Annotated in this window: 24 protein-coding genes; 15 read left to right on the top strand and 9 right to left on the bottom strand. The window is 67.9% G+C overall.

The window, feature by feature from the left end; translation table 11 throughout:
• Nucleotides 1–102: 102 nt before the first annotated feature.
• Genes metF through FHS55_RS23935 form a run of 3 tightly spaced genes read right to left on the bottom strand, consistent with a single transcriptional unit; the run spans nucleotide 103 to nucleotide 2,276 of the window.
• A complete protein-coding gene (gene metF, locus FHS55_RS13390; protein WP_183190231.1) occupies nucleotides 103–1,035 on the bottom strand; it encodes a methylenetetrahydrofolate reductase [NAD(P)H] in 933 nt (310 codons plus the stop codon).
• Complete coding sequence (locus tag FHS55_RS13385; RefSeq protein WP_183190230.1) at nucleotides 1,035–2,051, bottom strand: metalloregulator ArsR/SmtB family transcription factor; 1,017 nt, start codon at nucleotides 2,049–2,051, stop codon at nucleotides 1,035–1,037. Before FHS55_RS13385 ends, metF begins: the two co-directional genes overlap by 1 nt.
• Before the next feature lie 30 nt (nucleotides 2,052–2,081).
• Nucleotides 2,082–2,276, bottom strand: a complete 195-nt coding sequence (locus FHS55_RS23935; RefSeq protein WP_425485813.1) for a hypothetical protein — start codon at nucleotides 2,274–2,276, stop codon at nucleotides 2,082–2,084.
• On the opposite strand from FHS55_RS23935, the gene tsaA reads away from it, so the two are divergent.
• Nucleotides 2,245–2,760 (top strand): tRNA (N6-threonylcarbamoyladenosine(37)-N6)-methyltransferase TrmO, encoded by a 516-nt coding sequence (gene tsaA / locus FHS55_RS13380; RefSeq protein ID WP_425485812.1) that lies wholly within the window; start codon nucleotides 2,245–2,247, stop codon nucleotides 2,758–2,760. The genes FHS55_RS23935 and tsaA overlap by 32 nt on opposite strands.
• 197 nt (nucleotides 2,761–2,957) lie before the next feature.
• Nucleotides 2,958–4,061 carry a L,D-transpeptidase gene (locus FHS55_RS13375; RefSeq protein WP_425485811.1) on the top strand — a complete coding sequence of 368 codons (1,104 nt, stop codon included), beginning with the start codon at nucleotides 2,958–2,960 and terminating at the stop codon, nucleotides 4,059–4,061.
• A gap of 18 nt (nucleotides 4,062–4,079) precedes the next feature.
• Here FHS55_RS13375 and FHS55_RS13370 read toward each other — a convergent pair whose 3' ends face one another.
• Complete coding sequence (locus FHS55_RS13370) at nucleotides 4,080–4,685, bottom strand: MOSC domain-containing protein (protein ID WP_246340115.1); 606 nt, start codon at nucleotides 4,683–4,685, stop codon at nucleotides 4,080–4,082.
• A 164-nt stretch (nucleotides 4,686–4,849) separates the two neighbouring features.
• Between FHS55_RS13370 and FHS55_RS13365 the strand changes: the two genes are divergently transcribed.
• From FHS55_RS13365 to FHS55_RS13345, 5 genes are all read left to right on the top strand, one after another.
• Nucleotides 4,850–5,437, top strand: a complete 588-nt coding sequence (locus tag FHS55_RS13365) for an HdeD family acid-resistance protein (RefSeq protein ID WP_183190227.1) — start codon at nucleotides 4,850–4,852, stop codon at nucleotides 5,435–5,437.
• Nucleotides 5,438–5,462: 25 nt separating this feature from the next.
• Nucleotides 5,463–6,674: an OpgC family protein gene (locus FHS55_RS13360; RefSeq protein WP_210286967.1), complete on the top strand. Its 1,212-nt coding sequence runs from the start codon at nucleotides 5,463–5,465 to the stop codon at nucleotides 6,672–6,674.
• Nucleotides 6,675–6,704: 30 nt separating this feature from the next.
• A complete protein-coding gene (locus tag FHS55_RS13355) occupies nucleotides 6,705–7,463 on the top strand; it encodes an SGNH/GDSL hydrolase family protein (RefSeq protein WP_246340113.1) in 759 nt (252 codons plus the stop codon).
• Between the two features lies 1 nt (nucleotide 7,464).
• Complete coding sequence (locus FHS55_RS13350; protein WP_183190226.1) at nucleotides 7,465–8,358, top strand: SGNH/GDSL hydrolase family protein; 894 nt, start codon at nucleotides 7,465–7,467, stop codon at nucleotides 8,356–8,358.
• Nucleotides 8,359–8,477: 119 nt separating this feature from the next.
• Entirely contained in the window at nucleotides 8,478–9,410 is a 933-nt protein-coding gene (locus FHS55_RS13345) for a cation efflux transmembrane domain-containing protein (RefSeq protein WP_183190225.1), read from the top strand.
• A gap of 19 nt (nucleotides 9,411–9,429) precedes the next feature.
• Here the strand turns inward: FHS55_RS13345 and FHS55_RS13340 are convergent, their stop codons facing one another.
• Nucleotides 9,430–9,714: a hypothetical protein gene (locus FHS55_RS13340; protein ID WP_183190224.1), complete on the bottom strand. Its 285-nt coding sequence runs from the start codon at nucleotides 9,712–9,714 to the stop codon at nucleotides 9,430–9,432.
• Nucleotides 9,715–9,887: 173 nt separating this feature from the next.
• Here FHS55_RS13340 and prmB point away from each other — a divergent pair, with 173 nt between their 5' ends.
• Nucleotides 9,888–10,829, top strand: a complete 942-nt coding sequence (gene prmB / locus FHS55_RS13335; protein ID WP_183190223.1) for a 50S ribosomal protein L3 N(5)-glutamine methyltransferase — start codon at nucleotides 9,888–9,890, stop codon at nucleotides 10,827–10,829.
• Between the two features lie 25 nt (nucleotides 10,830–10,854).
• Here the strand turns inward: prmB and FHS55_RS13330 are convergent, their stop codons facing one another.
• The 3 genes from FHS55_RS13330 to ettA form a co-directional block, all read right to left on the bottom strand.
• The gene (locus tag FHS55_RS13330) at nucleotides 10,855–12,090 is read right to left on the bottom strand and encodes a lytic murein transglycosylase (protein WP_183190222.1); all 1,236 of its coding nucleotides are present in this window, start codon (nucleotides 12,088–12,090) and stop codon (nucleotides 10,855–10,857) included.
• 151 nt (nucleotides 12,091–12,241) lie between these two features.
• On the bottom strand, nucleotides 12,242–13,018 hold the full coding sequence (gene tam / locus FHS55_RS13325; protein ID WP_183190221.1) for a trans-aconitate 2-methyltransferase: 777 nt from the start codon (nucleotides 13,016–13,018) through the stop codon (nucleotides 12,242–12,244).
• A gap of 33 nt (nucleotides 13,019–13,051) precedes the next feature.
• Nucleotides 13,052–14,707 carry an energy-dependent translational throttle protein EttA gene (gene ettA, locus FHS55_RS13320; RefSeq protein WP_183190220.1) on the bottom strand — a complete coding sequence of 552 codons (1,656 nt, stop codon included), beginning with the start codon at nucleotides 14,705–14,707 and terminating at the stop codon, nucleotides 13,052–13,054.
• Between the two features lie 354 nt (nucleotides 14,708–15,061).
• Between ettA and otsB the strand changes: the two genes are divergently transcribed.
• From otsB to FHS55_RS13300, 4 genes are read left to right on the top strand one after another with little or no spacing between them, the layout of a single operon-like run.
• Entirely contained in the window at nucleotides 15,062–15,808 is a 747-nt protein-coding gene (gene otsB, locus FHS55_RS13315; protein WP_183190219.1) for a trehalose-phosphatase, read from the top strand.
• Nucleotides 15,805–17,601 carry a glycoside hydrolase family 15 protein gene (locus FHS55_RS13310; RefSeq protein WP_183190218.1) on the top strand — a complete coding sequence of 599 codons (1,797 nt, stop codon included), beginning with the start codon at nucleotides 15,805–15,807 and terminating at the stop codon, nucleotides 17,599–17,601. Before otsB ends, FHS55_RS13310 begins: the two co-directional genes overlap by 4 nt.
• Nucleotides 17,586–18,992, top strand: coding sequence for an alpha,alpha-trehalose-phosphate synthase (UDP-forming) (locus tag FHS55_RS13305; RefSeq protein WP_183190315.1), 1,407 nt, complete (start codon nucleotides 17,586–17,588; stop codon nucleotides 18,990–18,992). The genes FHS55_RS13310 and FHS55_RS13305 overlap by 16 nt, the downstream gene beginning before the upstream one ends.
• Nucleotides 18,993–19,030: 38 nt before the next feature.
• Nucleotides 19,031–20,089 (top strand): GGDEF domain-containing protein, encoded by a 1,059-nt coding sequence (locus tag FHS55_RS13300; protein ID WP_183190217.1) that lies wholly within the window; start codon nucleotides 19,031–19,033, stop codon nucleotides 20,087–20,089.
• 54 nt (nucleotides 20,090–20,143) lie between these two features.
• On the opposite strand, the gene FHS55_RS13295 is transcribed toward FHS55_RS13300, so the two are convergent.
• The gene (locus FHS55_RS13295; RefSeq protein ID WP_183190216.1) at nucleotides 20,144–21,055 is read right to left on the bottom strand and encodes an aldose 1-epimerase family protein; all 912 of its coding nucleotides are present in this window, start codon (nucleotides 21,053–21,055) and stop codon (nucleotides 20,144–20,146) included.
• Between the two features lie 111 nt (nucleotides 21,056–21,166).
• On the opposite strand from FHS55_RS13295, the gene FHS55_RS13290 reads away from it, so the two are divergent.
• The 3 genes from FHS55_RS13290 to FHS55_RS23730 all read left to right on the top strand — a co-directional run bounded on the left by FHS55_RS13290 (nucleotide 21,167) and on the right by FHS55_RS23730 (nucleotide 23,017).
• Nucleotides 21,167–22,522 carry an MFS transporter gene (locus FHS55_RS13290; protein ID WP_246340111.1) on the top strand — a complete coding sequence of 452 codons (1,356 nt, stop codon included), beginning with the start codon at nucleotides 21,167–21,169 and terminating at the stop codon, nucleotides 22,520–22,522.
• Between the two features lie 67 nt (nucleotides 22,523–22,589).
• On the top strand, nucleotides 22,590–22,769 hold the full coding sequence (locus FHS55_RS13285; RefSeq protein ID WP_183190215.1) for a DUF1328 family protein: 180 nt from the start codon (nucleotides 22,590–22,592) through the stop codon (nucleotides 22,767–22,769).
• A gap of 116 nt (nucleotides 22,770–22,885) precedes the next feature.
• Nucleotides 22,886–23,017 carry a hypothetical protein gene (locus tag FHS55_RS23730; RefSeq protein ID WP_281379601.1) on the top strand — a complete coding sequence of 44 codons (132 nt, stop codon included), beginning with the start codon at nucleotides 22,886–22,888 and terminating at the stop codon, nucleotides 23,015–23,017.
• Nucleotide 23,018: the final 1 nt, after the last annotated feature.

The raw sequence follows: 23,018 nt of genomic DNA, 5'->3' as shown, positions 1-23,018 counted from the left end.
ATGCCGCTCTCTCTGTCTTGTATCAGGCCTTCTCCGTCAGATGGACCTGCCCCCTCTCCCCGACGTGACGAGGGGTGGGGTGAGGTTTTCGACGCCCCGCCCCTACGCCGCCGCCTGCCCGTTGCCCTGCCCCGCCGCGACCTCCTGCGGCGGACGAATGCCCAGCAGGTGACACACGGCATAGACGAGGTCGGCGCGGTTGAGCGTGTAGAAGTGGAATTCGGTCACGCCGCGATCGACGAGATCGAACACCTGCTCGGCCGCCACGGCGGCGGCGATCAGCTTGCGGGTCTCGAGGTCGGCGTCGAGCCCCTCGAAACGCCCGCTCAGCCAGTCCGGCACATGGGTGCCGGTCTTTTCGGCGAAGTTGCGCGCCTGCTTGAAATTCGACACCGGCAGGATGCCCGGCACGATAGGCACATCGATGCCGCGCGCGCGCACCTTGTCGAGGTAGCGGAAATACAGGTCGTTGTCGAAGAAGCACTGGGTGATGGCGCGGGTCGCCCCGGCATCCACCTTGGCGGCGAGAATGTCGAGATCGGTGTCGAACGAGGCACTCTCGGGATGCCTCTCCGGATAGGCCGAGACCGACACCTCGAAATTGGCGATGCGACGAATGCCGGCGACCAGTTCGGCGGTCGTCCGGTAGCCCTGCGGGTGCGGCTCATAGGCCTGTCCGACCCCGCCCGGCGGATCGCCGCGCAGCGCCACGATATGGCGCACGCCGGCATCCCAATAGCCCCGCACCACCTCATCCACCTCCGCCCGCGTGGCGGACACGCAGGTCAGGTGCGCCGCCGGCGCGAGGCGGGTTTCCTTGATGATGCGCTCGACCGTGGCGTGGGTGCGCTCGCGGGTGGAGCCACCGGCCCCGTATGTCACCGAGACGAATTTCGGCGCCAGCGGCGCGAGGCGCTGCACCGAGTTCCACAGCGTCGCCTCCATCTCCGCGCTCTTGGGCGGGAAGAATTCGAACGACACGGCAATGGGCCGCCCGCCGGAACGCCGGCTGCGGCGCTCGATATCCGACGACATCAGGCGACCTCCTGTTTTTCTGGAGCGGCATCGGCCAGCAGCATCCGCGGATCGCGCGCCAGCCAGAGAGAGACGGTGAGCCCGCCCGCGCCAGACCCTGCGCGGCTCTTCGGGGCGAGCAGACGATGGGATTGCGGGGTGAGCCCGGCCTGGGCGAGCCAGCTTTCCATAATCTCGGGCGCGAAGCCGAGACGGCGGTGGGCGTGCTGCTCGCGCAGGAATTCGAGATCGTGCGGATCGAAATCCACCACCAGCAGCCGCCCGCCGGGGCGCAGCACCCGCGCCGCCTCCTTGAGCGCGCGCGGCGCGTCCTCCAGGAAGTGCAGCACCTGGTGCACGATCACCACGTCGAATGCGTCGCGCGGCAAAGCGAGATTGTAGATGTCGCCCTGGCGGACGGTGGCGTTGCGCACGCCCACCCGCTCCAGATTGGCGCGGGCGACGCTCAGCATCTCGGCCGAGAGGTCGATGCCCACCCCGCGCTCCATGTCGCCGGCGAACAGTTCGAGAATGCGCCCCGTGCCGGTGCCGAGATCGAGCAGGCTGCCGATCCGCCCGCCGGCCAGCGCCGCGCGGATGGCGGCCTCCACCTCTTCCTCCGGCACGTGCAGGCGGCGGATGGCGTCCCATTCGTGGGCATGGGCGCGGAAATAATCCTGCGCATGGGCGGCGCGGGCGGCGCGCACCGCCTCCAGCCGCTCGCGGTCACGCAGCAGAACCGCGTCATCCGGAGCCATCAGGTCGAGCAGCGCATCGGTCAGCGCGGCGGCCGGCGCCTCTGTAGCCCGGCGGTAGAACACCCAGCTGGCCTCGCGGAACCGCTCCACCAGCCCGGCCTCCGCCAGTAGCTTGAGATGGCGCGAAATGCGCGGCTGCGACTGGCCGAGAATGTCGGTAAGCTCCGACACGGTCAGCTCTCCCTCGCCGATCAGCGCCAGAAGGCGCAGGCGCGTATCCTCGCCGGCCGCCTTGAGGCCGTCGAGCAGGAGCGCGAAATTCAGCGAGGAACCGGTCACGAGACCTCCAGGAAAGATATAAAGATATGTTTATGTCTTATTCCATCGATGCGCAAGAGGCGCGCGACCTTCAGGAGGCGCGCGACCTTTCCGGAGAGAGCGGGACATGAGCCACGAGACAAGCGGGCACCTGCCGCAGGCGGGCGAAGACGCGGTACAGGAGCGCGGGGCACCGCAAGGGACGGCGCAAGGGGTGGCGCAAGGGGCGGCGCCCGAGTTCGGCATCCGGCCCGGCGAGGTCGCGATCGACCTGCCGCCCAGCGCCGATGCCGGGGTGTATTTCATCGGCCGCATCCGAACGCCGTGGAAGAACCGTGCCGACTGCCCGAAGAACGGACGCGAATCGCAGGCGGTCTGCTCCGTGGAAATCGACCCCGCCTTCCGCCCCGCGCTCGAGGGGTTGGAAGGCACCACGCATCTGTGGCTGCTCTATTTCATGGACCGCGCGCCGCGAAACCTCGTCGTGCAGGTGCCCCGGCATTATGGGCGCGGCCGCGGCACCTTCGCGCTGCGGAGCCCCGCGCGGCCGAACCCGATCGCGCTGAGCGCGGTGCAACTGCTGGACATCCAGCACGGCACGCTGTCGGTGATCGGGCTGGACTGCCTTGACGGCACGCCGCTGATCGACATCAAACCCTATTTCGTCTCCACGGACTGCTTTCCCGAGGCGGTCGTGGGCTGGCATCGTGAACGCGAGCGGGAACGCTAGGCGGAAAGATCCGTCGGGGTCGTCGGAAAGAGTCTGCTAACCAAGATGTGGCATCCATGCATCGGGGATGCGTTATGCGCATGGCTCGGGGTCAAAGGGGCCTTCCAGGCTCTGGTCTGGTCTTGAACCTGCCTTGATCGTACGTCATTTCCTCACGGCAACGTATGAAGATGCATTCCGGCAGATCCAGTTAAGGCATGATGATGGTCGCTCGCCTTGGTTTCGTTCCCGCTGTCGCCTTTACCGTCCTGGCATCGGTAGGCAGCGCCGCAGCGCAATACAATTCAGCAGCCCCGCAGGCTGGTTCGGCCTATGAAGCCGCGACGGGCAATCCGGTGAACGAGGACGTGCAGGTTCCGGCCGCGTACGATCCCTATGCTGGCGCTAACGCGGCGGTCGCCCCGCAGGCGGCGCCCGGCACGCCCGCGCCCTATTACGCCCAGCCGGCTGCCGGTGTCGCTGCGCAGCCGCCCGGTGCTGTCCCCGGCGCTCCGGCCGATGCCCGCTATGCGAGCCCCGCGAGCCAGCCGGCCGGCTATCCGCCGGGCGCCTATTCCGGCCAGCAGCCGGTCGGCGCGCCTTCGCCCTATGGCGCCTCCGCTGCTGCGGCTCCCGTCAACAGCGCACCGCCGGCCTATGGCCAGTCGGCGGCGGCGCCGGCGTCGCGTCAGGACCTGAACAACAATTATGGCGCCAACGGCTCCAGCGTGGCCATGCTGCCGGCGGAAGACCAGCCCGAGCAGGGCCCGGCAAAGGAACTGCCGGCCAACCTCAAGCGCCAGGTGGTGGACTACCCGACCACTCAGGCACCCGGCACCATCATCATCGATACGTCCAACACCTATCTCTATCTGGTGATGGGCGGCGGCAAGGCCGAGCGCTACGGCATCGGCGTCGGCCGCGACGGCTTCACCTGGGCCGGCACCGAAAAGATCTCCCGCAAGGCCGAATGGGCCGACTGGCGTCCGCCGGCGGAAATGATCGAGCGCCAGCCCTACCTGCCGCGCTTCATGGCCGGGGGCCCGGGTAACCCGCTCGGCGCGCGCACCATGTATCTCGGCGGCACCATCTACCGCATCCACGGCACGAACCAGCCCTCCACCATCGGCCAGTTCATGTCCTCGGGCTGCATCCGCATGCTAAACGAGGATGTCGAGGCGCTCTACGACAAGGTGAAGGTCGGCACCAAGGTGGTGGTCCTGCCGGGCAGCTCGCCCAAGACCGCCGCCGCCGATGGCACGATGGCGCCGATGCCGGTCAGCGCTGCCGTCAGCGCCTCGAACGGGCTCGCCGTTCACTGATCCCTCGGTGTCGTCCCCTTAGCGCGTCCATGGCCGCTGGGCCGGGACGCGCACCTCGATCTCGGTGCCGGCGGCGAGTTCGCCGGCACGTTCGACCCAGGCCACCAGCCCGCGCAGTCCTTTCGCCCGCTGCACGAAGGCAAGGTCCAGCCCCGCGCTGCCGGGATGGAAAGCCGCGACCGCCGCCCCCGCGTGCCGGCAGGGCGCATTCTCCCCCTCCACCGCAAGCGTTGCCCCTCCCGCCGCGAAAAGTCGCGTGCCCGGTGGCAGCCGGGTGAGTTGCGCGATCCCCTCGATCACCAGATTGGCGCCGAGCCATTCCGGCTGCACGTCAACGATGCCGAGACGACGGGCAATCTCCGCCAGCTCGTCCATGGCGACGATCGAGACCTGCCGCGAATTGCGAATCGGCGTACCGCGCGGAAACCACGGCACGCGCGAATCAGCCGGGCGTGCCATGCCCATGTGCCGATCCCCCGGCACCCCCTCCAGCGTCACGCCGAGCGATGCCACCTCGCGAGTGGCGAATCCCGCGCCATCGGCAATCAGCGTGCGGGCAACCCGCGCGGTGAAGCGCTGGGCGGGAACCACCGTGGGGCCAAACAGATCGCCGTTTTCGTTCATGCACCGGTTTCCTAAAGACATCTCGGACATATAGGGCAAATGCGACTGCGCGCGTCGCCGGACGGCGTTAAAGTACCATGCTCCACGGCGCGGGCAGGAACCCCAGCGGGGCATGAGCGTTGTGCTCTGCCGGCCTGGCGCCAAGTCAGATCGAGGTCGAACCGATGTCCACTCCCAGCAACAGCCTTCCCCACTCCCCCACCGGCTCGCTTGCGGGCCATCTGAAGGAGCTGCGGGCCAAATGGGGGTGGTTTGTCGCCCTCGGCATCGTGATGATCCTCGCCGGGCTGATCGCCCTCGGCAGCTCCTACACGCTGGTGATCGGCACCCTGATCTCGGTCTACTACATCGGCGCGATGATGATCGTGGGCGGCGTCGCCCAGATCTTCCACGCGTTCGGCATGAAGGGCTGGGGCGGCTTCTTCTTCTGGCTGCTGGACGGCATCCTCTACCTCGCCGCGGGCGTGCTCGCCTTCACCCAGCCGGACCTCGCCGCCACGGTGCTGACCCTGCTGCTGGGCATCGCCCTGATCATCGGCGGCCTCTTCCGGGCGATCGCCGCCTTCCAGATGCGCCCGGCGCCGGGCTGGGGCTGGATCCTGTTTTCGGCCATCATCGCCATCATCCTCGGCGTCGAGATCACCGTGCAGTGGCCGATCAATTCGCTGTGGATCCTCGGACTGTTCCTCGGCATCGACCTTCTTTTCAACGGCTTCACCGTGCTCATGTTCGGCCTTGGACTGAAAAAATGAGCGAGGCGACGTGAGGCAGAGCGCCTTGGCCCGACCGATCGAGCGTGATGAGCCGGCGCGCCCTGCCCAGGCGGAGGCACCGCCGGCTCCTTCAGCGGATCGGGCCGGCAAGCCGCCTGCCTCCGGCCGGGATCTGCGGCTCGATCTGTTTCGCGGCCTGGCGCTGTGGTTCATCTTCCTCAACCACATTCCCAACAATGTCGCGAACTGGATCACCAACCGCAATTTCGGCTTCTCCGACGCCACGGAGATCTTCGTCTTCATCTCCGGCTATACCGGCGCGATGGTCTATGGCCGGCAGATGGCGGCCGATGGGATGATCGTCACGTCCGCCCGCATCCTGCGGCGGGCGTGGCAGCTCTACATCGCGTTCATCTTTCTGTTCGTCATCTACCTCGCCGAAATCTCCTATGTCGTCGGCAGCTTCTCCAACCCGCTCTACGTGGAGGAGATGGGCGCGCTGCAATTCCTCTCCGAGCCCGACGTCGCGCTGGTTCAGGCGCTGCTGCTGAAATTCCGCCCGGCCAACATGGATGTGCTGCCGCTCTATATCGTGCTGCTGGCGACCTTCCCGCCCGTGCTCTGGGCGCTGCGCCGCAAGCCCGATCTCACGCTCGCGGCCTCGGCGCTGATGTGGCTGGTGGCGACCAGCACGGGCTGGAACCTGCCCGCCTATCCCGACGACCGGACGTGGTTCTTCAATCCTTTCGCCTGGCAGTTGCTGTTCGTGTTCGGCGGCTGGTGCGGGCTGGGCGGCAGCGACCGGTTGTCGCGGGTGGTCCAGTCGCCGGCGGTGGTGGCCGCCTGCCTCGCCTATCTCCTCGTCTCGCTGCTGGTGGTGATCAGCTGGTGGTGGCCGCCGCTGGAAGGGCTGGTGCCGCCGGCCATCGGCGACGTCATCTATCCCATCAGCAAGACCGACCTGTCGCCGTTGCGGCTGGTCCATTTCCTGGCGCTGGCCATCGTCGTGGTACGCGCGGTGCCGGTGGACCTGCCGGTGCTCCGCTCGCCGCTGCTGGCGCCGATGATCCTGTGCGGGCAGAACTCGCTGCAGGTGTTCTGCCTCGGCGTGTTTCTTTCTTTTGCCGCACATTTCGTGCTGAATGAGATTTCGGGCACGCTTTTCATGCAGGTTGCGCTGAGCATGGTCGGCATCGTCCTGATGGTGGGTCTCTCTGCCTTGCTGTCGTGGTATGGTCGCGTCGAGCGCGAGATTGCCGCGCGAAAACATGGCTGATCGACGCGGTTCGCTGTGAAAAATTGGGTCTTGAGTTTTGTCGCCTCGGCTCTCGTCTTGGCGAGCGGGTTTTCCGCTCAGGCCGAGGGCACTCCCGTATGCGCCGCGCCCTCGGAGCTGACGCGCGCCGGCTTCACGCTGCCGCGGCTGGCAAAGTCGCTGGCCGCGAAGAAACCCACCACCGTTCTGGTGCTCAACAGTTCGTCGCTCGCCAAGAAGAGCGCGCTGAAGGGCGGGGCGGAAAAGGACGCGCCGCGCACCTTCCCGAGCTTTCTGGAGGAGACGCTGCGTACCCGCTATCCAGATGGCGGGGTGGTGGTGACAACCCATAACGAGCCGCGCGCCACGGCGGAGGCGATCCTTGCCGACCTGCCCGGCGTGCTGGCGCAGGCCCGGCCGGCTCTGGTCATCTGGCAGACCGGCACCTATGACGCCATCCTCGGCGCCGATACCTCTGCCTTCTCGGACGCGGTGAATACCGGCATCGGCTTCATTCACGACGCGGGTGCCGACGCGATCGTGGTGAGCCCGCAATTCAGCCCGCGCACCGCCATCGCCATCGATGTCGCGCCCTATGCCAACGCCCTCGCCTGGGCCGCACGCTCCAGCGGCATCCCGTTCTTTGACCGCTACGACATCATGCAATTCTGGGCGAGCGAAGGCATTTTCGATTTCGACACCGCCCGCCCCTCCCCGTCACAATTCGAGGACGTGCATCGCTGCATCGGTCGGCTTCTGGTCGGCATGATCGTGGATGGCGTCGATACACGCGCCCTGGGTTCACGCTGACATGCGCCTTCTCGCCCTCGCCATCGCCGCGACGCTCGTGCTTGCGCCGCTGACCGCTCGGCCTGCCACCGCCCAGAGTTCGTCCACCACGGCCGCGCCCATCCCGCAGGCGGCGCAGATCCTGCCGCCCAGCTGCCCGGCAACCAAGACCTCCACCCGCCTCAGCGCGCCCCTCGCCCGCACGGCGGCGCGGCTGCGCGCGGGACAGCCCGTCACCATTGTTGCGATCGGTTCCTCCTCCACCGCGGGCGCGGGCGCCACCTCGGCGGCGGCGAGCTATCCCAGCCGGCTGCAGGCGGCACTGCGCGAGCGTTTCCCGGGCGCCGACATCACGGTGATCAACCGCGGCGTCAACGGACAGGACGCCCCGGAAATGCTGGCGCGCTTCGACGCCGACGTGGCGGCGGCCAAGCCCACGCTGGTGATCTGGCAGGCCGGCGTGAACGCGCTGTTCCGCGCCAATGGCCTCGCCACCGCCGGGCCGGAACTGCGCGAGGCGATCGCGCGCATCCGCGCGCTCGACGCCGATCTGGTGCTGGTCGACCCGCAATATTCGCCGCGCGTCATCGCCGATGCCGATACCGGCGCGATGATCCGGCTGATCGACGCCGTGGCCAGCGAGGAGGGCGTCGACGTCTATCATCGCTACGCGCTGATGCGCGACTGGCACGAGGCCGGCCGCATGCCGTTCGAGTCCTTCCTCGCCAAGGACGGCTTCCACATGAACGACTGGGGCTATGACTGCTTCGCGCGCGACCTCGGCCGGTCGATGGCAGCCAATATCGATGCCCAGCAGCGCGCGGCCGACATCACGCCGTCCGCGTCCCGATCGTCCGCCAAGCCGTCCGCCTCCCCCGCGAAGAGCCTGTCCGCGCCTGTCTCCATCACACCCTGAGGCGCGTCGGCGACGGGGCGCAGAGCGGCGGGAGCGAGGCTGCGCCCTTTGTCATGTTGCGCGTCGCCGGCCAATGCGTTCACAACAGTCCGGTTCTCTCAACGATGGGCTGTGGGCTGATGCTGGATCCGGCTTCAAAGGCGCGCGAGCGCTCGATGCTGCTGGGCGCGATCTCCGATTTCGCGCTCGGGCTGCTCTTCCTCGCCGCTGCGCTATGGGCGAACTCGCTCATGATGATGGCGGAGGTGATCCGCGGCTACATCCTGCTGGCGCTGGAACTCGTGCTGCTCGTGCTGCTGCGGCGCATCCAGCGTGGCGCGTTCCATGATTTCGACTATGGCGCGGGCAAGCTGGAGCAGTTTGCCAATGCCGGGCTCGGCACGGCGATGGGGCTTGCCGGCGCCTCGGTGGCGGTGGCGGCGAGCTACCGCTGGTGGCATCCGCCCGAGCAGGTGGAACTCGGCCTGATCGCCGCGGTGGTCCTCAGCCTCGTCAACCTCGTGCAGAACGGGCTCGTGCTGCGCGCGCTGTGGAAGGCGGGAAGCGACGGCTCCTCCGTCATCATCACCGGGCAGGTGCGCACCCGGCTGGCCAAGCTGATTTCGTCCGGCATCGTGCTTCTGGCGCTGCTGGCCAACGCGCTGTTCGCCGGCTCACCCATCGGCCTGTTCGCGGAAGTTGCGGGCTCGGTCTTCGTGGCCGTGGTGATGGTGCAACTCGCGGTTTCCATGTGGAAGCAGGCCCTGCCCTCGCTGCTCGACCGCGCGCTGGAAGAGCGCCAGCAGGTGCAGATCAACCGCGCGCTCATCGCCCAGTTCGATGCCTATGACAGCCTCGGCGCGGTGCGCTCGCGCCTGTCCGGCAACACGGCCTATGTCGAGATCGAGCTCGGCTTCCTGCCGGAGCGGACCATGGCCGACATCCAGGCCGCCATGGACCGCATCACCACCGAGCTCGCCACCCTGCTGCCGGGCGCCAGCGTCACCGTGATCCCGCGGCTCGCCGCACCGGCCCATGCGGGGCCGGGCGCGAACGCATGGCGTGAGGACTGAGACGGCGCTCGCCCGGACCTCAGTCGTCCTTGTCGGAAAAGGCGCCGCCGAAGCGCTTCATCACTGCCTCCCGGGCGGCAATCACCCGACGCTCGTAATCCTCGGCCATCGGCTCGGTGAGCACGCTCTCCAGCCCGGCGAGCAGCGCCCAGAGAGCGGGAATCTCGGCCTCGTCCTCGATGAAATCCGTCAGCGCCTCGCCATCCGCGTCGTCCACGGTGCGCGAGAGAAACTCGAACAGCACCACCGCGACGGAGCGGTCGATGACAAGGGTGATTTCGTCGTCATTCGCCGGCTGGGCCATGCCTGATCCTCGCTGTTGAGCCGCCTCCATCCTATCGATCCATGACGCGCCGATTACAAGCGCCGGCCGTCCCGCCGGCCATCGCGCTCGGCCATCCCGCCCGGCAGCGCGGGCGGACGCTTGCTTTCCCGCGCGCGGCGTGCTGACCCTCAGGACCAGCAGGGAGGGACGACATGTCGGCAGCTGACGAACTCAGGACGGTGCGGGACTTCGTGCGCTACGCCGTGAGCCGGTTCAACGCGGCGCAGCTCGAATTCGGCCACGGCACGACCAGCGCGCTCGACGAGGCCGCCTTCATCGTGCTGGAGGCGCTGCAGCTGCCGGTCGACGACCTCTCCCCCTGGCTCGACGCCCGGCTGACCAGCGGCGAGCGGGTTCGCCTCGCCGAACTGATCGAACGGCGCTGTCTCACGCGCGAGCCGGCCGCCTACCTGCTGGGCCGCACCTATATTCGCGGCGTGCCGTTCCGCAGCGATTCGCGCGCCATCGTGCCGCGCTCCTTCATCGGCGAGCTGATGGCCGGCGACCTGTTCAGCGGTCAGGGCTTCTCGCTGATCGAGGATCCCGCCTCGGTCGGCCGGGCGCTGGACCTGTGCACCGGCTCGGGCTGCCTTGCTGTGCTGGCGGCGATGATGTTCCCCAACGCGCAGGTCGATGCGGTCGACATTTCGCCCGACGCGCTCGCGCTGGCGGCGGAAAATGTCCACGAGCACAATCTGGACGACCGGGTGAACCTGATTCAGGGCGACCTGTTCGATCCGCTCAAGGGCCGGCTCTACGATCTCATCATCACCAACCCGCCCTATGTCGACGCCGAGGCCATGGCACGCCTGCCGGCCGAATACCGCCACGAGCCGGCGCTGGCCTTCGACGGCGGGCCGGACGGGCTCAGCCTCGTGCGGCGCATCCTGGCGCAGGCGCCCGCCCAATTGACCGCGCGCGGCGGCATCATCTGCGAGATCGGCACCGGCAAGGACCTGCTGGAATTCGAATATCCCGAACTGCCTTTCCTGTGGCTCGACACCGAGGACAGCGAGGGCGAGGTGTTCTGGCTCTCCGCCCGCGACCTCGGCGCCGGCAAGGACCTGCGCGTGATCAGCCGCATGCCGCGGTGAGAGCGAGGCGGGGAGGCTCCACCCCTCACCCGCCGCGCTTCATGTGCTCCAGCACCTGCGCGTCCGGCCAGCAGTCCAGCGGCAGGCCGTTCGCCTTCTGGTAGGCGCCGAGCGCGGCGCGCGTCTTCATGCCGGCCTTGCCGTCGATCTTCTCGGCATAGAAGCCCTTGCGGGTGAGCACCTGCTGCATGAATTCGAGGTCGCGCGTCTTCACCAGCGCGATATCGGACCAGCCCTTCGCGAAGGGGCGGTCGTCCTCGATGCGGTCGGCGAGGTGGCCAACATAGAGCACGTAGAGATCGGCGAAGTTATAGTCCTTCAGCACGAAGTAGTTGGCCGGCGTCAGGAAGGCCGGGCCATAGGGGCCGGCCGGCAGTATGATGGAAGCCGGATCCTTCAGCGCCGCCGGGGGCAGGCGGCGGCCATCGGCAATTCTCACGCCGCGCTTCAGCCACTCACTGATGGGAAGCGTCGTTCCCGGCTCGGCCTGCGTGCAGTCGAAGCCGGCCGGCACGGTGATCTCATAGGCCCAGCGCTTGCCGGGTTGCCAGCCTTCTTCGCGCAGCAGGCTGGCCGTGGCGGCCAGCGCCTCCGGCACCGAGGTCCAGATATTGGCGGTGCCGTCGCCATCGAGATCGACACCATATTTCAGATAGCCGGTGGGCATGAACTGGGTGAGGCCGAGCGCGCCGGCCCAGGAGCTCTTCATCTGCGCGCGTGTGACATGGCCCTCGTCGAGGATCTTCAGCGCGGCGAGGAATTCGGCCTCGAACGTCTCCTTGCGGCGGCCGACATAGGCCTGCGTCGCCAGCACGCGCAGCGCGTCATAATTCAGCTTGGCGCCGCCAAAGGAGGTCTCGCGCGCCCAGATGGCGAGCAGGATGGAGGGCGGCACGCCGAACTGCCGCTCGATGGCGGCAAGCTCCCCGCGATACTGCCCGGCCAGCGTGCGCCCGCGCGCGGCATAGGTGCCGATCGCCTTGTCGGAGAGATAGGCGGCCGGCGTCTGCACGAACTCCGCCTGCACGCCGGGCTTCTGCGGCTTGCCGGGAATGGCCAGTTCGGGCAGCGAATAATCCGGCTCCAGCCCCTTCGTCTCGCGCTCGAACGTGGCGCGGGAAATTCCCATGGCCTGCGCCGCCGGCCATTGCGCCGCCAGCCAGCGGTCGAAGGCTGCATCGGCGCGGGCGGGCGTACCGGCACCGAACAGGGCCAGGGCGAGAGGGATCAAGGCGACGAGAAACGGAAACCGGAAGCGCATCTGTCCGACATAGCCGAAACGCGCCGCACCGTGAACCGCAGCCGGTTCCGCTGCGCAAGAGTTGACCGTCCGGCGCCCATCGGGTCTCGACGCGCCGCTTCCACGCGAACCGGCCTCCAAGAGAACCGGCTTCCACACCGCGCGAAACGCTCTACCGCACCGCGACGATGAACAGTCGCGGGAAGCGCAGCAGGACCTTGCCGTCGACGCGCATGGGATAGGCCTGGGCGAGCCGGGCGGTGTAGTCGGCGAGGAAGGCGGCGCGCTCCTCTGCGTCCAGCGGGGCGAGATAGGGGCGCAGGCCCGTCGAGGCGAACCACTCCGTGATGGCCGCCGGCCCGTCCAGCACGTGGTTGTAATAGATGTGCCAGATGTCGACGCGGCGGGCGAGCGGCTTGAGCCGGTCGTAATAGGCGCCGACGGAGGGCAGCACCTCGCGGCCGACGCTGGCATTCTTTGCCGCCCACGGCCCCTGCGCGGCGGTCTCCGCCATCAGCGCGTGCGAGGGTTCGGTGACATTGTCCGGCAATTGCACGGCGAGTACGCCGCCCTCGGGCAGCGCACCGAGCAGGCGCGCCAGCACGGCGGGATGCTCCGGCACCCACTGGAACACGGCATTGCCGAAGATGAGATCCGTACCCGGCGCCGGGTTCCAGGTGGCGACATCGGCAACCTCGAAGCGGGCGCCCGGCAGGTTTTCCGAGGCCTGCGCCACCATGGCGGGCGAGGAATCCAGGCCGAGAATCTCCGCCTCCGGCCAGCGCTCCGCCAGCAACTGCGTGGAATTGCCCGGCCCGCAGCCGATATCGACGACATGGCGCGCCGCCTCAAGCGGCACCTGCGCCAGCAGGTCGCGCGCCGCGCGGGTGCGCTCGTCACCGAATTTCAGGTAGAGGCCGGGATTCCAGTCTTCCGCTGTCCTGCGCATGACGCCCCCTGCCCCTGTCCCCTGCCCCTGCCCTCAGCGCGTGAGCTTCTTGTGCTTCATGCGGTGCGGGATGATGCTGTCGACGCCGAGCCGGCGCTTCTTGTCTTCCTCGTAGTCGTGGAAATTGCCCTCGAACCACTCGACATGACTGTTGTCCTCGAAAGCCAGCATGTGGGTGGCGATGCGATCGAGGAAGAAGCGGTCATGCGAGATGATGACCGCGCAGCCCGCGAAGTCTTCCAGCGCTTCCTCAAGCGCGCGCAGGGTCTCGACGTCGAGATCGTTGGTGGGTTCGTCGAGCAGCAGGACATTGGCGCCCTGTTGCAGGATGCGGGCGAGATGCACGCGGTTGCGCTCGCCGCCCGAGAGCATGCCGACCTTCTTCTGCTGGTCGCCGCCCTTGAAGTTGAAGGCGCCGCAATAGGCGCGCGAATTGATCTCGCGCTTGCCGAGATAGAGGATCTCGTTGCCGCCGGAGATTTCCTCCCACACGGTCTTCTTGTCGTCCAGCGCGTCGCGGTTCTGGTCGACATAGCCGAGCTGCACGCTGTCGCCGATGGTGATGGTGCCGGCATCGGGCTTCTCCAGCCCGTTGATCATGCGGAACAGCGTGGTCTTGCCCGCGCCGTTCGGCCCGATGACGCCGACGATGCCGCCCGGCGGCAGCTTGAAAGACAGGTTGTCGATCAAGAGCTTGTCGCCGAACGACTTCGACAGGCCATCAAAGGCGATGACGTTGTTGCCGAGCCGCTCCGACACCGGAATGACGATCTGCGCGGTGGTCGGCGCCTTCTCGGAGGCCTTCTTCACCAGTTCGTCATAGCGCTGGATACGCGCCTTGTTCTTGGCCTGACGGGCCTTGGGGGAGGCCGCCATCCACTCCTGCTCGGAGGCAAGGGCGCGCTGGCGGGCCTCGTCCTCGCGATTCTCCTGCTGCATGCGCTTGGTCTTCTGCGTCAGCCAGGAGGAATAGTTGCCCTCATAGGGGATGCCGCGGCCGCGATCGAGTTCGAGGATCCAGCCGGTCACGTTGTCGAGGAAGTAGCGGTCATGGGTGACGATCAGGATCGCGCCCGGATAATTGCGCAGATGGCCTTCGAGCCAGTTGGTGGTCTCGGCATCGAGATGGTTGGTCGGTTCGTCGAGCAGCAGCAGTTCCGGCTGCGAGAGGAGGAGCTGGCACAGCGCGACGCGGCGACGCTCGCCGCCCGAGAGCCGGGCGACATCCGACCCCTCCTCGGGGCAGCCGAGCGCATCCATCGCCTGGTCGATCTTGCTGTCGAGGTCCCACAGGCCCTGCGCCTCGATCTCGTCCTGGAGCGCGGTCATCTCGTCCGCGGTCTCGTCGGAATAGTTCATGGCGAGTTCGTTGTAGCGCTCGAGAATCGCCTGCTGCTTGGCGACGCCGAGCATGACGTTCCCGCGCACCGAGAGGGTGGGGTCGAGCAGCGGCTCCTGCGGCAGGTAGCCGACGCGCGCACCTTCCGCCACCCAGGCCTCGCCGGAATAATCCGTGTCGATGCCGGCCATGATCTTCAGCAGCGTCGACTTGCCCGAGCCGTTGGGGCCGAGAATGCCGATCTTGGCCGTCGGGTAGAAGGAGAGGTGCACGTTGTCGAGCACCTTCTTGCCACCCGGATAGGCCTTGGACATTCCGTGCATGTGGTAGACGTACTGATAGGAAGCCATGTGCCAGATCCTGAAGGAGCGCGTCGTCCGGGCGTTCGCGGCCGTGCCGACGAACCCTCGATGCCGGTGAAAAGGATTGCGCGCTATGTAAACCGCGCGCCCGCGAGCGGCAAGGGTTGAGCGGGCCCGCGAGCGCGCGGGCGTGACGCGGTACGACATCCAGAAACCTCTCGCACGCTCCGTTACGCCCCCCCCGCTCGCGGCAGCCGGGAGAAAAAGCCGCGCGGTAATGGAACGCCGGCGGTGCTGGCGGGTTATCCGGGGCGGACGACGGGTGTCGTGTTTCCGGTGCCCTCCTCCGTATTCAGCGCCACACCCGCACCGGCGGGAGACGTGACGGAAACAGGACACGGCATGCAACCTCTTCCACGCGCCGACTGGGCACTCTTCCTCGATATTGACGGTACCCTGATCGAGCACGCGGACCATCCGGAAGGAATCACCATCCCCGCGGACCTTCCGGATCTCCTCACGCGGCTGCAGCAGGTCTTGAACGGCGCGGTGGCGCTGGTGTCCGGGCGAACCATCGACTGGATGGACCAGCGCTTCGCGCCCGTGCGCCTGTCCGCCTCCGGCCAGCACGGCGCCGAAATCCGCCTCGCGCCCGATGCCCCGGCCGTGCCCATTCCCATCCCGAAATGGCGGCAACCGCTGGAAGAGGCCCTCGCGCGTGAGATGGAGCCGTGGCCGGGCGTGTTCATCGAGCACAAGCCGCTGTCGCTGGCGGTCCATTTCCGTGCGGTGTCCGACCATGGCGACGCCATCATGGCGCGGGTCATCGAACTCGGGCGCGGGCTGGACGGCAGCGTCGAGTTCCTCAAGGGCCGGTTCGTGATCGAGGTGCGTCAGGGCGGCCACCACAAGGGCACGGCGGTCAACACCTTCATGAACAGCGCCCTGTTCGCCGGACGACAGCCGGTCTTCGTCGGCGACGACGTGACCGACGAGGATGGCTTCCGCGCCGTGCGCGCCATGGGCGGGCTGGCGGTCGCCATCGGGCCGCGGGCGACCGAACAGGCCGATTTCCGCATCGATACGCCGGCCGAGGTGCGTCGCTGGCTCGCCAACATTCCTCCCATGCTGGAGCGCCTCGCCTCGTGAGCAGCAACCTCAATCTCGCCACCATCGGCAATGGAACCATCGCCGCGATGGTCGATCCGCGCGGCCGGATCAACTGGTGCTGCTGGCCGCGCATCGACGGCGACCCGATCTTCTCCGCCCTGCTGGGCGGCGAGGAGCCGCAGGCCGGCTTCTTCGACGTCGTGCTCGACGGTGAGGTGAAAGCCACGCGCCGCTACCAGACCAACACCGCCATCATCGAGACGATCCTCGAAAATGCGGACGGCGCCCGGCTGCGCATCACCGACTTCGCGCCGCGCTTCAAGCTCTATGACCGCATCTACCGGCCGGCCATGCTGGTGCGGCGGATCGAGCCGCTAGCCGGCACGTGCCGCGTCAGCATCCGGCTGCGCCCGCACTTCAAGTGGGGTGAGCAGCACCCTGCCCCGGTGCGCGGCAGCAACCACCTGCGCTTTGCCGGCGACGATTTCGCCCTGCGCGCCACCACCGACCTGCCCATTGTCTATGTCATGGAGGAGCGCCCCTTCGTCCTCGACAAGACGGCGACGATCGTGCTCGGTCCGGACGAGCCCTTCGCCGCCAGCCTCGCCGAGACTGCCCGCGCCTTCGAGGAGAAGACGCGCGACTACTGGTGGGAATGGGTGCGCTACCTCTCGATTCCCTTCGAGTGGCAGGATGCGGTGATCCGCGCCGCCATCTCGCTGAAGCTCTGCGCCTTCGAGGAGACCGGCGGCATCGTCGCCGCGCTCACCACCTCGATCCCCGAAGCGCCGCATTCCATCCGCAACTGGGACTACCGGCACTGCTGGCTGCGCGACAGCTATTTCACCGTGCGCGCGCTGAACCAGCTGGGCGCCACCCGGACGATGGAAGACTTCATCCGCTATCTCACCACGGTGATCGCCTCCGATCCCTCCGGGCGGCTGGCGCCGGTCTATTCCATCGTGCCCGGCACGCCGCTGGAGGAGCGTTTCGCCCCGGCGCTGGCCGGCTTTCACGGCATGGGGCCGGTGCGCGTGGGCAACCAGGCGGCCGAGCAGGTGCAGAATGACGGCTATGGCCATGTCGTGCTGGCGGCGGCGCAGATGTTCTTCGACCAGCGCCTGCCGAACCGGGGCGACCGGGCGCTGTTCGAGTTGCTCGAAGGCGTCGGCGCCAAGGCGGCGGAATTCGCCTTCGAGCCGGATGCCGGCCTGTGGGAACTGCGCGGCAAGCGCCGGGTGCACACCTTCTCGGCGGTGATGAGCTGGGCCGCCTGCTCGCGGCTCGCCAGAATCGCCCGCGTGCTGGAACTGCCGGAACGCGCGACCTACTGGAAGGAGCAGGCGGCCACGATCCGCACCCGCATCCTCTCCTTCGCGTGGAACGAGGAGATGAACAGTTTCGTGGATGCGGAGGAGGATGGGCAGATCGATGCCAGCCTGCTTCTGCTCGCCGATCTCGGCTTCGTGCGGCCCGACGATCCGCGCTTCATCGCCACCGTCGAACGGGTGGGGCGCGACCTGAAGCGCAACGGCTACCTCATGCGCTATGCCGGCGAGGATGATTTCGGCCTGCCGGAGACGTCCTTCACCATCTGCTCGTTCTGGTACGTGTGCGCGCTGGACATGATCGGGCGCCGCGACGAGGCGCGCGAGATGTTCGCCAGCCTGCTGGACCGGCGCAACGAGGCGGGGCTGCTGTCGGAGGACATCGACAACCAGACCCTCGAACTCTGGGGCAACATTCCCCAGACTTATTCGATGGTCGGCCTGATCGACACGGCCATGCGCCTGTCGAAGACATGGGAGGAAGCGTTCTGGCGAGGCTCGTAATCGTATCGAACCGGGTGGCCTCACCCAAGGAGCGCGCGGCCAAGGCGGGGGGGCTCGCCGTCGCGCTGCGCGAGGCCCTCGGCAAGCGCGGCGGGCTGTGGTTCGGCTGGAGCGGAGAAACCCGGCCCAACGCCCCGGCGGAACCCAAGGTCGTGCGCTCCGGCAAGGTCATGTACGCGCTGCAGGATCTCGATCCCGAAGACCAGCGCGCCCATTATGCCGGCTACGCCAATGGCACGCTGTGGCCGCTCTGCCATTACCGGCTCGGCGCGCTCTCCTTCCGCCGCACGGACTGGGAAGGCTACCGGCGGGTGAACGCGCATTTTGCCCGCGCGCTGCTGCCCCTGCTCAAGCCCGACGATATCGTGTGGGTGCACGACTATCACTTCATCCTGCTGGCGGCGGAACTGCGCAAGCTCGGCTTCGAGGGGCGTATCGGCTATTTCCACCATATCCCGTGGCCGACGCCCGAGGTCTTCCTCAGCCTGCCCTCGCACGCGGCGCTGGTGCGCGATCTCGCGCAGTACGACCTCGTCGGCCTGCAGACCGAGAACGACGTGCGTGCGCTGCTCACCTACCTCTCCACCGAGGCGCGCGCCTGGATCGCGCCGGGCGGCGTGGTCGGGCTCAACGAGCGGCGTTTCCGCGTCGCCGCCTATCCCATCGGCATCGATGCCGACGCCTTCGTGAAGGATGCCGCCGCCTCGGTCGGCAGCGAGGAGGAGGAGCGCCTGCAATCGAGCCTCGCGGGCCGTGTGCTGGCGGTCGGCGTGGACCGGCTGGACTATTCCAAGGGGCTGCCCAACAAGTTCGCCGCCTTTGGGGAGCTGCTGAACCACTATCCCCAGCACCGCTCCCGCGTGACCATGATGCAGATCGCCCCGCTGTCGCGCGGCGAGGTCGCCGAGTATCGCGCGCTGCGGCGGGAGCTGGAGGAGCTGGGCGGGGCCATCAACGGCGAATATGCCGAATTCGACTGGGTGCCGCTGCGCTACCTCAACCGCCCCTTCCCGCGCGCCACGCTCGCCGCCATCTACCGCGCTTCCAAACTCGGCCTGGTGACGCCACTGCGTGACGGCATGAATCTGGTGGCGAAGGAATATGTCGCCGCGCAGGACCCCGATGACCCCGGCGTGCTCATCCTTTCCCGCTTCGCCGGGGCGGCGGATGAGCTGACCGGCGCACTGCTGGTCAACCCCTATGACGTCGAGGGCATGGCGGAAACCTTCGATGCCGGGCTCACCATGTCGCGGGAGGAGCGCCGGGAGCGCTGGGGCGCCAACATGATCAAAGTTCAAACGAATACAATTCATAATTGGTGCGAACGGTTCATTGCGGACCTCTCGCAGATCGCCGATCATTTCGCGGAGGCGCCCGAACCCGGCCGCTGAATCAACCGGAACGTCGGCGCGGCGCGGAAAGGGCATGGATGTGGCAGATCCCCGAGCTACCGGCCAATGAGCCGGAGCGCCTCGCTGCTCTTTTCGCCTGCGATATCATGGATACCCCGCGCGAGGAGCGCTTCGATCGGCTGACCTGGCTGGCGCAGCGGTTCTATTGCGCGGATGTCGCGTTCCTGAGCTTCGTCGATGCGCAGATGCAGTGGATGAAGTCGGTGACATCCAGCGCCATCGGCAGCGCCGTCGAGCGCCGGCGCAGCGTCTGCCAGGTGATCATCTCCGATGGACGTCCGCTCGTCGTCGGCGACCTGCACAGCGACGCCCGCTTCGACGGACATCCCGTGGCACCGCAGCTCGCGCTGCGCTTCTATGCCGGCGTTCCCCTGCTGGTGCAGGACAGCCTGCCCATTGGCAGCCTGTGCATCCTGCGGGAAAAGCCGGGGATTCCCGAGGGCTTCGACATTGCCGCGCTGGAGAAGCTGGCCTCCATCGCCGCGGACGAACTGTCGCTGCGCAACCTCAACCGCGACCTGACCCGCCTCAGCCGCCGCGATGCGCTGACCGGTCTCGGCAACCGGCGCTGCTTTGACGAAGAACTGGAGCGCGCCCGGCTGCGCTGCCAGCGCCTGAACGTGCCGCTGACGCTGCTGATGATCGATATCGACCGCTTCAAGGACCTCAACGACCATGCCGGCCACCGCGCCGGCGACGAGGTGCTGCGCCGGCTGGGCGTCATCCTCTCGCAAGTGCCGCTGCGTGCCGACGATGTCGTCGCCCGCTATGGCGGCGAGGAATTCGCGCTCATTCTCAGCGGCGGCGGAAGCGCGGAGGCGCTGCCGCTGGCCGAGCGCATCCGCCACAGCGTGCGGCAGGCGCGGATGAGCCACCCGACGGCCGGCACGGTGACGCTGTCGATCGGCATCGCCTCCCAGCCCGCCGACGCCATCGACACGGACCGGCTGATCGTCGCGGCCGACCGCGCGCTCTACGCCGCCAAGCGCGCCGGGCGCGATGCGGTCATGAGCGCGCCCGCCGACGACCGGCCCGCGTCGCACGCGGCAGACCCCCGCGTGACCGTGCCGGGATGAGGATCGCCCCGGCACGCGCGTTTGCGCTGTGGCTCCCGCCAGCGCGGGCGTGCGTCAGCGCCCGGGCGCCGGCCCGATCTCGTCGCCCGAATCCGGCAGCCAGCGAACCGACATGCCAAAGCTGCGGCTCGTGCCCGGCGCGATGAGGGAGAGCCCCGGCTTGTCCGTGAACTCGGCCGACCCATCCGGCGGCGAAGCATAGCCGGACCACGGTTCGATGCACAGGAACGGCGCGCCCGGCTTCGACCAGAGGCCGAGCTGCGGCATGCCGGGAAACGCGACCTCCAGTCCCGGCTGGCGCGGCACACCGAAGCGGACATGGCGCGAGCGGGCATTGAGGAAGATCAGCGCGTCGCGCGCGAACATCTCGTCGGTCGGCGTCATGAGCGCATCGACCGCCGGGTTCGGCTCGGTACCGGCCGAGAGCAGCCCGCCTTCGGGACGGTGAACCGGCTCCACCTCGGCCTTCTCGAATACCAGCCGATGATCCGCCCGCGCGCCTTCATAGGGCAGCGGCCAGCGGAACGCGGGATGAAAGCCGAAGCTCGCCGGGAGCGGCTCGGCGCCCGGATTGCTCACCACCGCCTCGATGGTCAGTGTCGCATCGATGAGCGTGTAGGTGACGGCCAGAGCGAACTCGAACGGATACTGCTTGCGCGTCTCCTCGTCCGGCAGCAGCACGAAGCGCGCCGAGGACGGGCTCGACGCCTCCAGCGTGAAGACCCGCCGGCGCGCGAAGCCATGCTGCGCCATGGGATAGGCCACGCCCTTGTGCACCAGTTGGTCGCCCGGCAGCCGGCCGACAATGGGAAACAGCAGCGGCGCGCGCCCGCTCCAGAAGGCGGGATCGCCGTTCCACAAGAGGTCGTGGCCCTCGCGATCGACCAGACGCACCAGCTCCGCGCCCAGCGGCGCGACCTCTGCGCTGAGAAAATCCGACTTCAGCTTCACCGGCAGATCGCTCATGCCCTACCCCGTCTCGACATCGCCAAAGATCGCGGGTACCGGAACAACTATGATTCGGGCGGGCGCCCGAATCGGGATCCCACCATCGCTCCGTCCACCGCTGGTTCCATAATGGCCCAGACTCTCGGCCCTGTCGCCGCACTGCTGCTCGGCGTCTTCTTCCTCGTCACCGGTAGCGGCCTGCAGAACACGCTGCTGCCGCTGCGCGGCGCGTTCGAGGGCTTCAGCGCCATCAATCTCGGCATTTTGGGATCGAGCTACTATCTCGGCTTCGTCACCGGCTGCCTCGCCGTGCCGCATCTGGTGCGGCGCTCGGGCCATATCCGCGCTTTCGCCGCCCTCACCGCCGGCGTGGTGGCGACCATGCTGGCGCACCCGATTTTCGTCGAGCCGTATTTCTGGTTCGTGATGCGTGCCATCACCGGCTTCTGCTTCGCCGGGCTCTACCTGGTGATCGAGAGCTGGCTCAACGACCGCGCCACCAATCAGACGCGCGGCTTCGTCATGAGCGCCTATGTCATGGTGGACTACGCCGCGCTCACCGCCGGCCAGATGATGATCACGCTCTATCCGGTGCGCAGCTTCGAATTATTCGCGCTGGCCGCCATCCTGTTCTCGCTGGCGACGCTGCCGGTGGTGATCTCCAGCAGCGGGCAGCCGGCACCGATCGAGACCGCGCGCATCCGCCTGCCCCGGCTGTTCCGCGCCGCGCCAGTGGCGATGGTCGGCTGTTTCGTGATCGGCCTCACCAACGGCTCGCTATGGAGCCTTGGTCCCATTTTCGGCATCGGCAGCGGCCTGACCTCGGACGGCGCCGCCACCTTCATGAGCGCCATCGTGGTGGCCGGCGCAATCGCGCAATGGCCGATCGGCTTCTTCTCGGACCGCATGGACCGCCGGCGCATCCTCGGCGCGCTGATGGTGGGGGCGATGCTCGCCAGCCTCGCGCTGGGCGCGCTGCAATTCGGCCTCGTCGGCCTCAGCGTGCTCGGCCTGGTGTTCGGCGCTCTGGCCATGCCGGCCTATTCGCTGGCCGCCGCCCATGCTTATGACCTGACGCCGGCCAGCGATGCGGTGGAAACCGCCGCCGGCCTGCTGCTGCTCTATGGCATCGGCTCGGTGGTCGGCCCGGCCGCCGCCTCGTTCGGCATGCAGCATTACGGACCCGGCGCGCTCTTCTTCTTCATGGCCGGGTGCTACGCACTGCTGCTGCTGTTCGTCGTCTGGCGCATGTGCCTCACGGACCGGCGGCCCGCCCTCAAGCCGCCCGCCATGGTCATGGAGGAAGGTGCCGCCTGCGTGCCCACCGGCACCGTGCCCGCACCCGATGGCGAGGCGGAGGACGCCGCCCGTCAGCCCCCGCCGGTCAAGCTTTCCTCCCGCCTTTTCAAGGCCTCTGCCCGGCCGCGTGGCCCCGGCGAGCCGCCCTTTCCCGGCGATCAGGACGGACGCTCGGACGGAGCCTAGGATCGGCTCCGTCGGCGCTCCACCCGGCACCGGCGCCCTCGCCCGCCCGCACCACCGGAAGCCATTCATGCTGCGCTATGCCGTGATCTGCCTCGTCATCTCGCTGCTGGCCGGCGCGGTGGGCCTCACCAATGTCTCGGCACTGGCGCGCCGGATATCGATGGTGCTGTTCGCCCTGCTCTTCCTCGGCTTCCTCGTGCTGATCGGCATCGCCATGCTCGTCGACCACGCGATGTCGGTCCCCTGAACGCGCGCCGGCTTGATGTCCGGCGCGCGGCTGCCCCGCCTCGGTTTGACCTGGCGCAAGGCGCGCTTCTCCAGCGGATCTAGGCTTGGCGCACAAGAAAGGCCAAGGAGGACGCCATGCCCATCGAATCCGTGCTTTTTCTCGCCTTCACGATCATCGCCTTCGGCGGTTTCGCCGGCACGCTGGCCTATGTCGATTGCACCACGCGGGATGTGCGCCGCCGCAACCACCCCCTGCCGGGCGAGTGAA

Source organism: Ancylobacter tetraedralis, from assembly GCF_014195655.1.
In the GTDB taxonomy this organism is placed as follows: Bacteria; Pseudomonadota; Alphaproteobacteria; order Rhizobiales; family Xanthobacteraceae; genus Ancylobacter; species Ancylobacter tetraedralis.
Note: the sequence above shows the minus strand (reverse complement) of the source record. Positions and strands in the feature narration are given on the sequence as shown.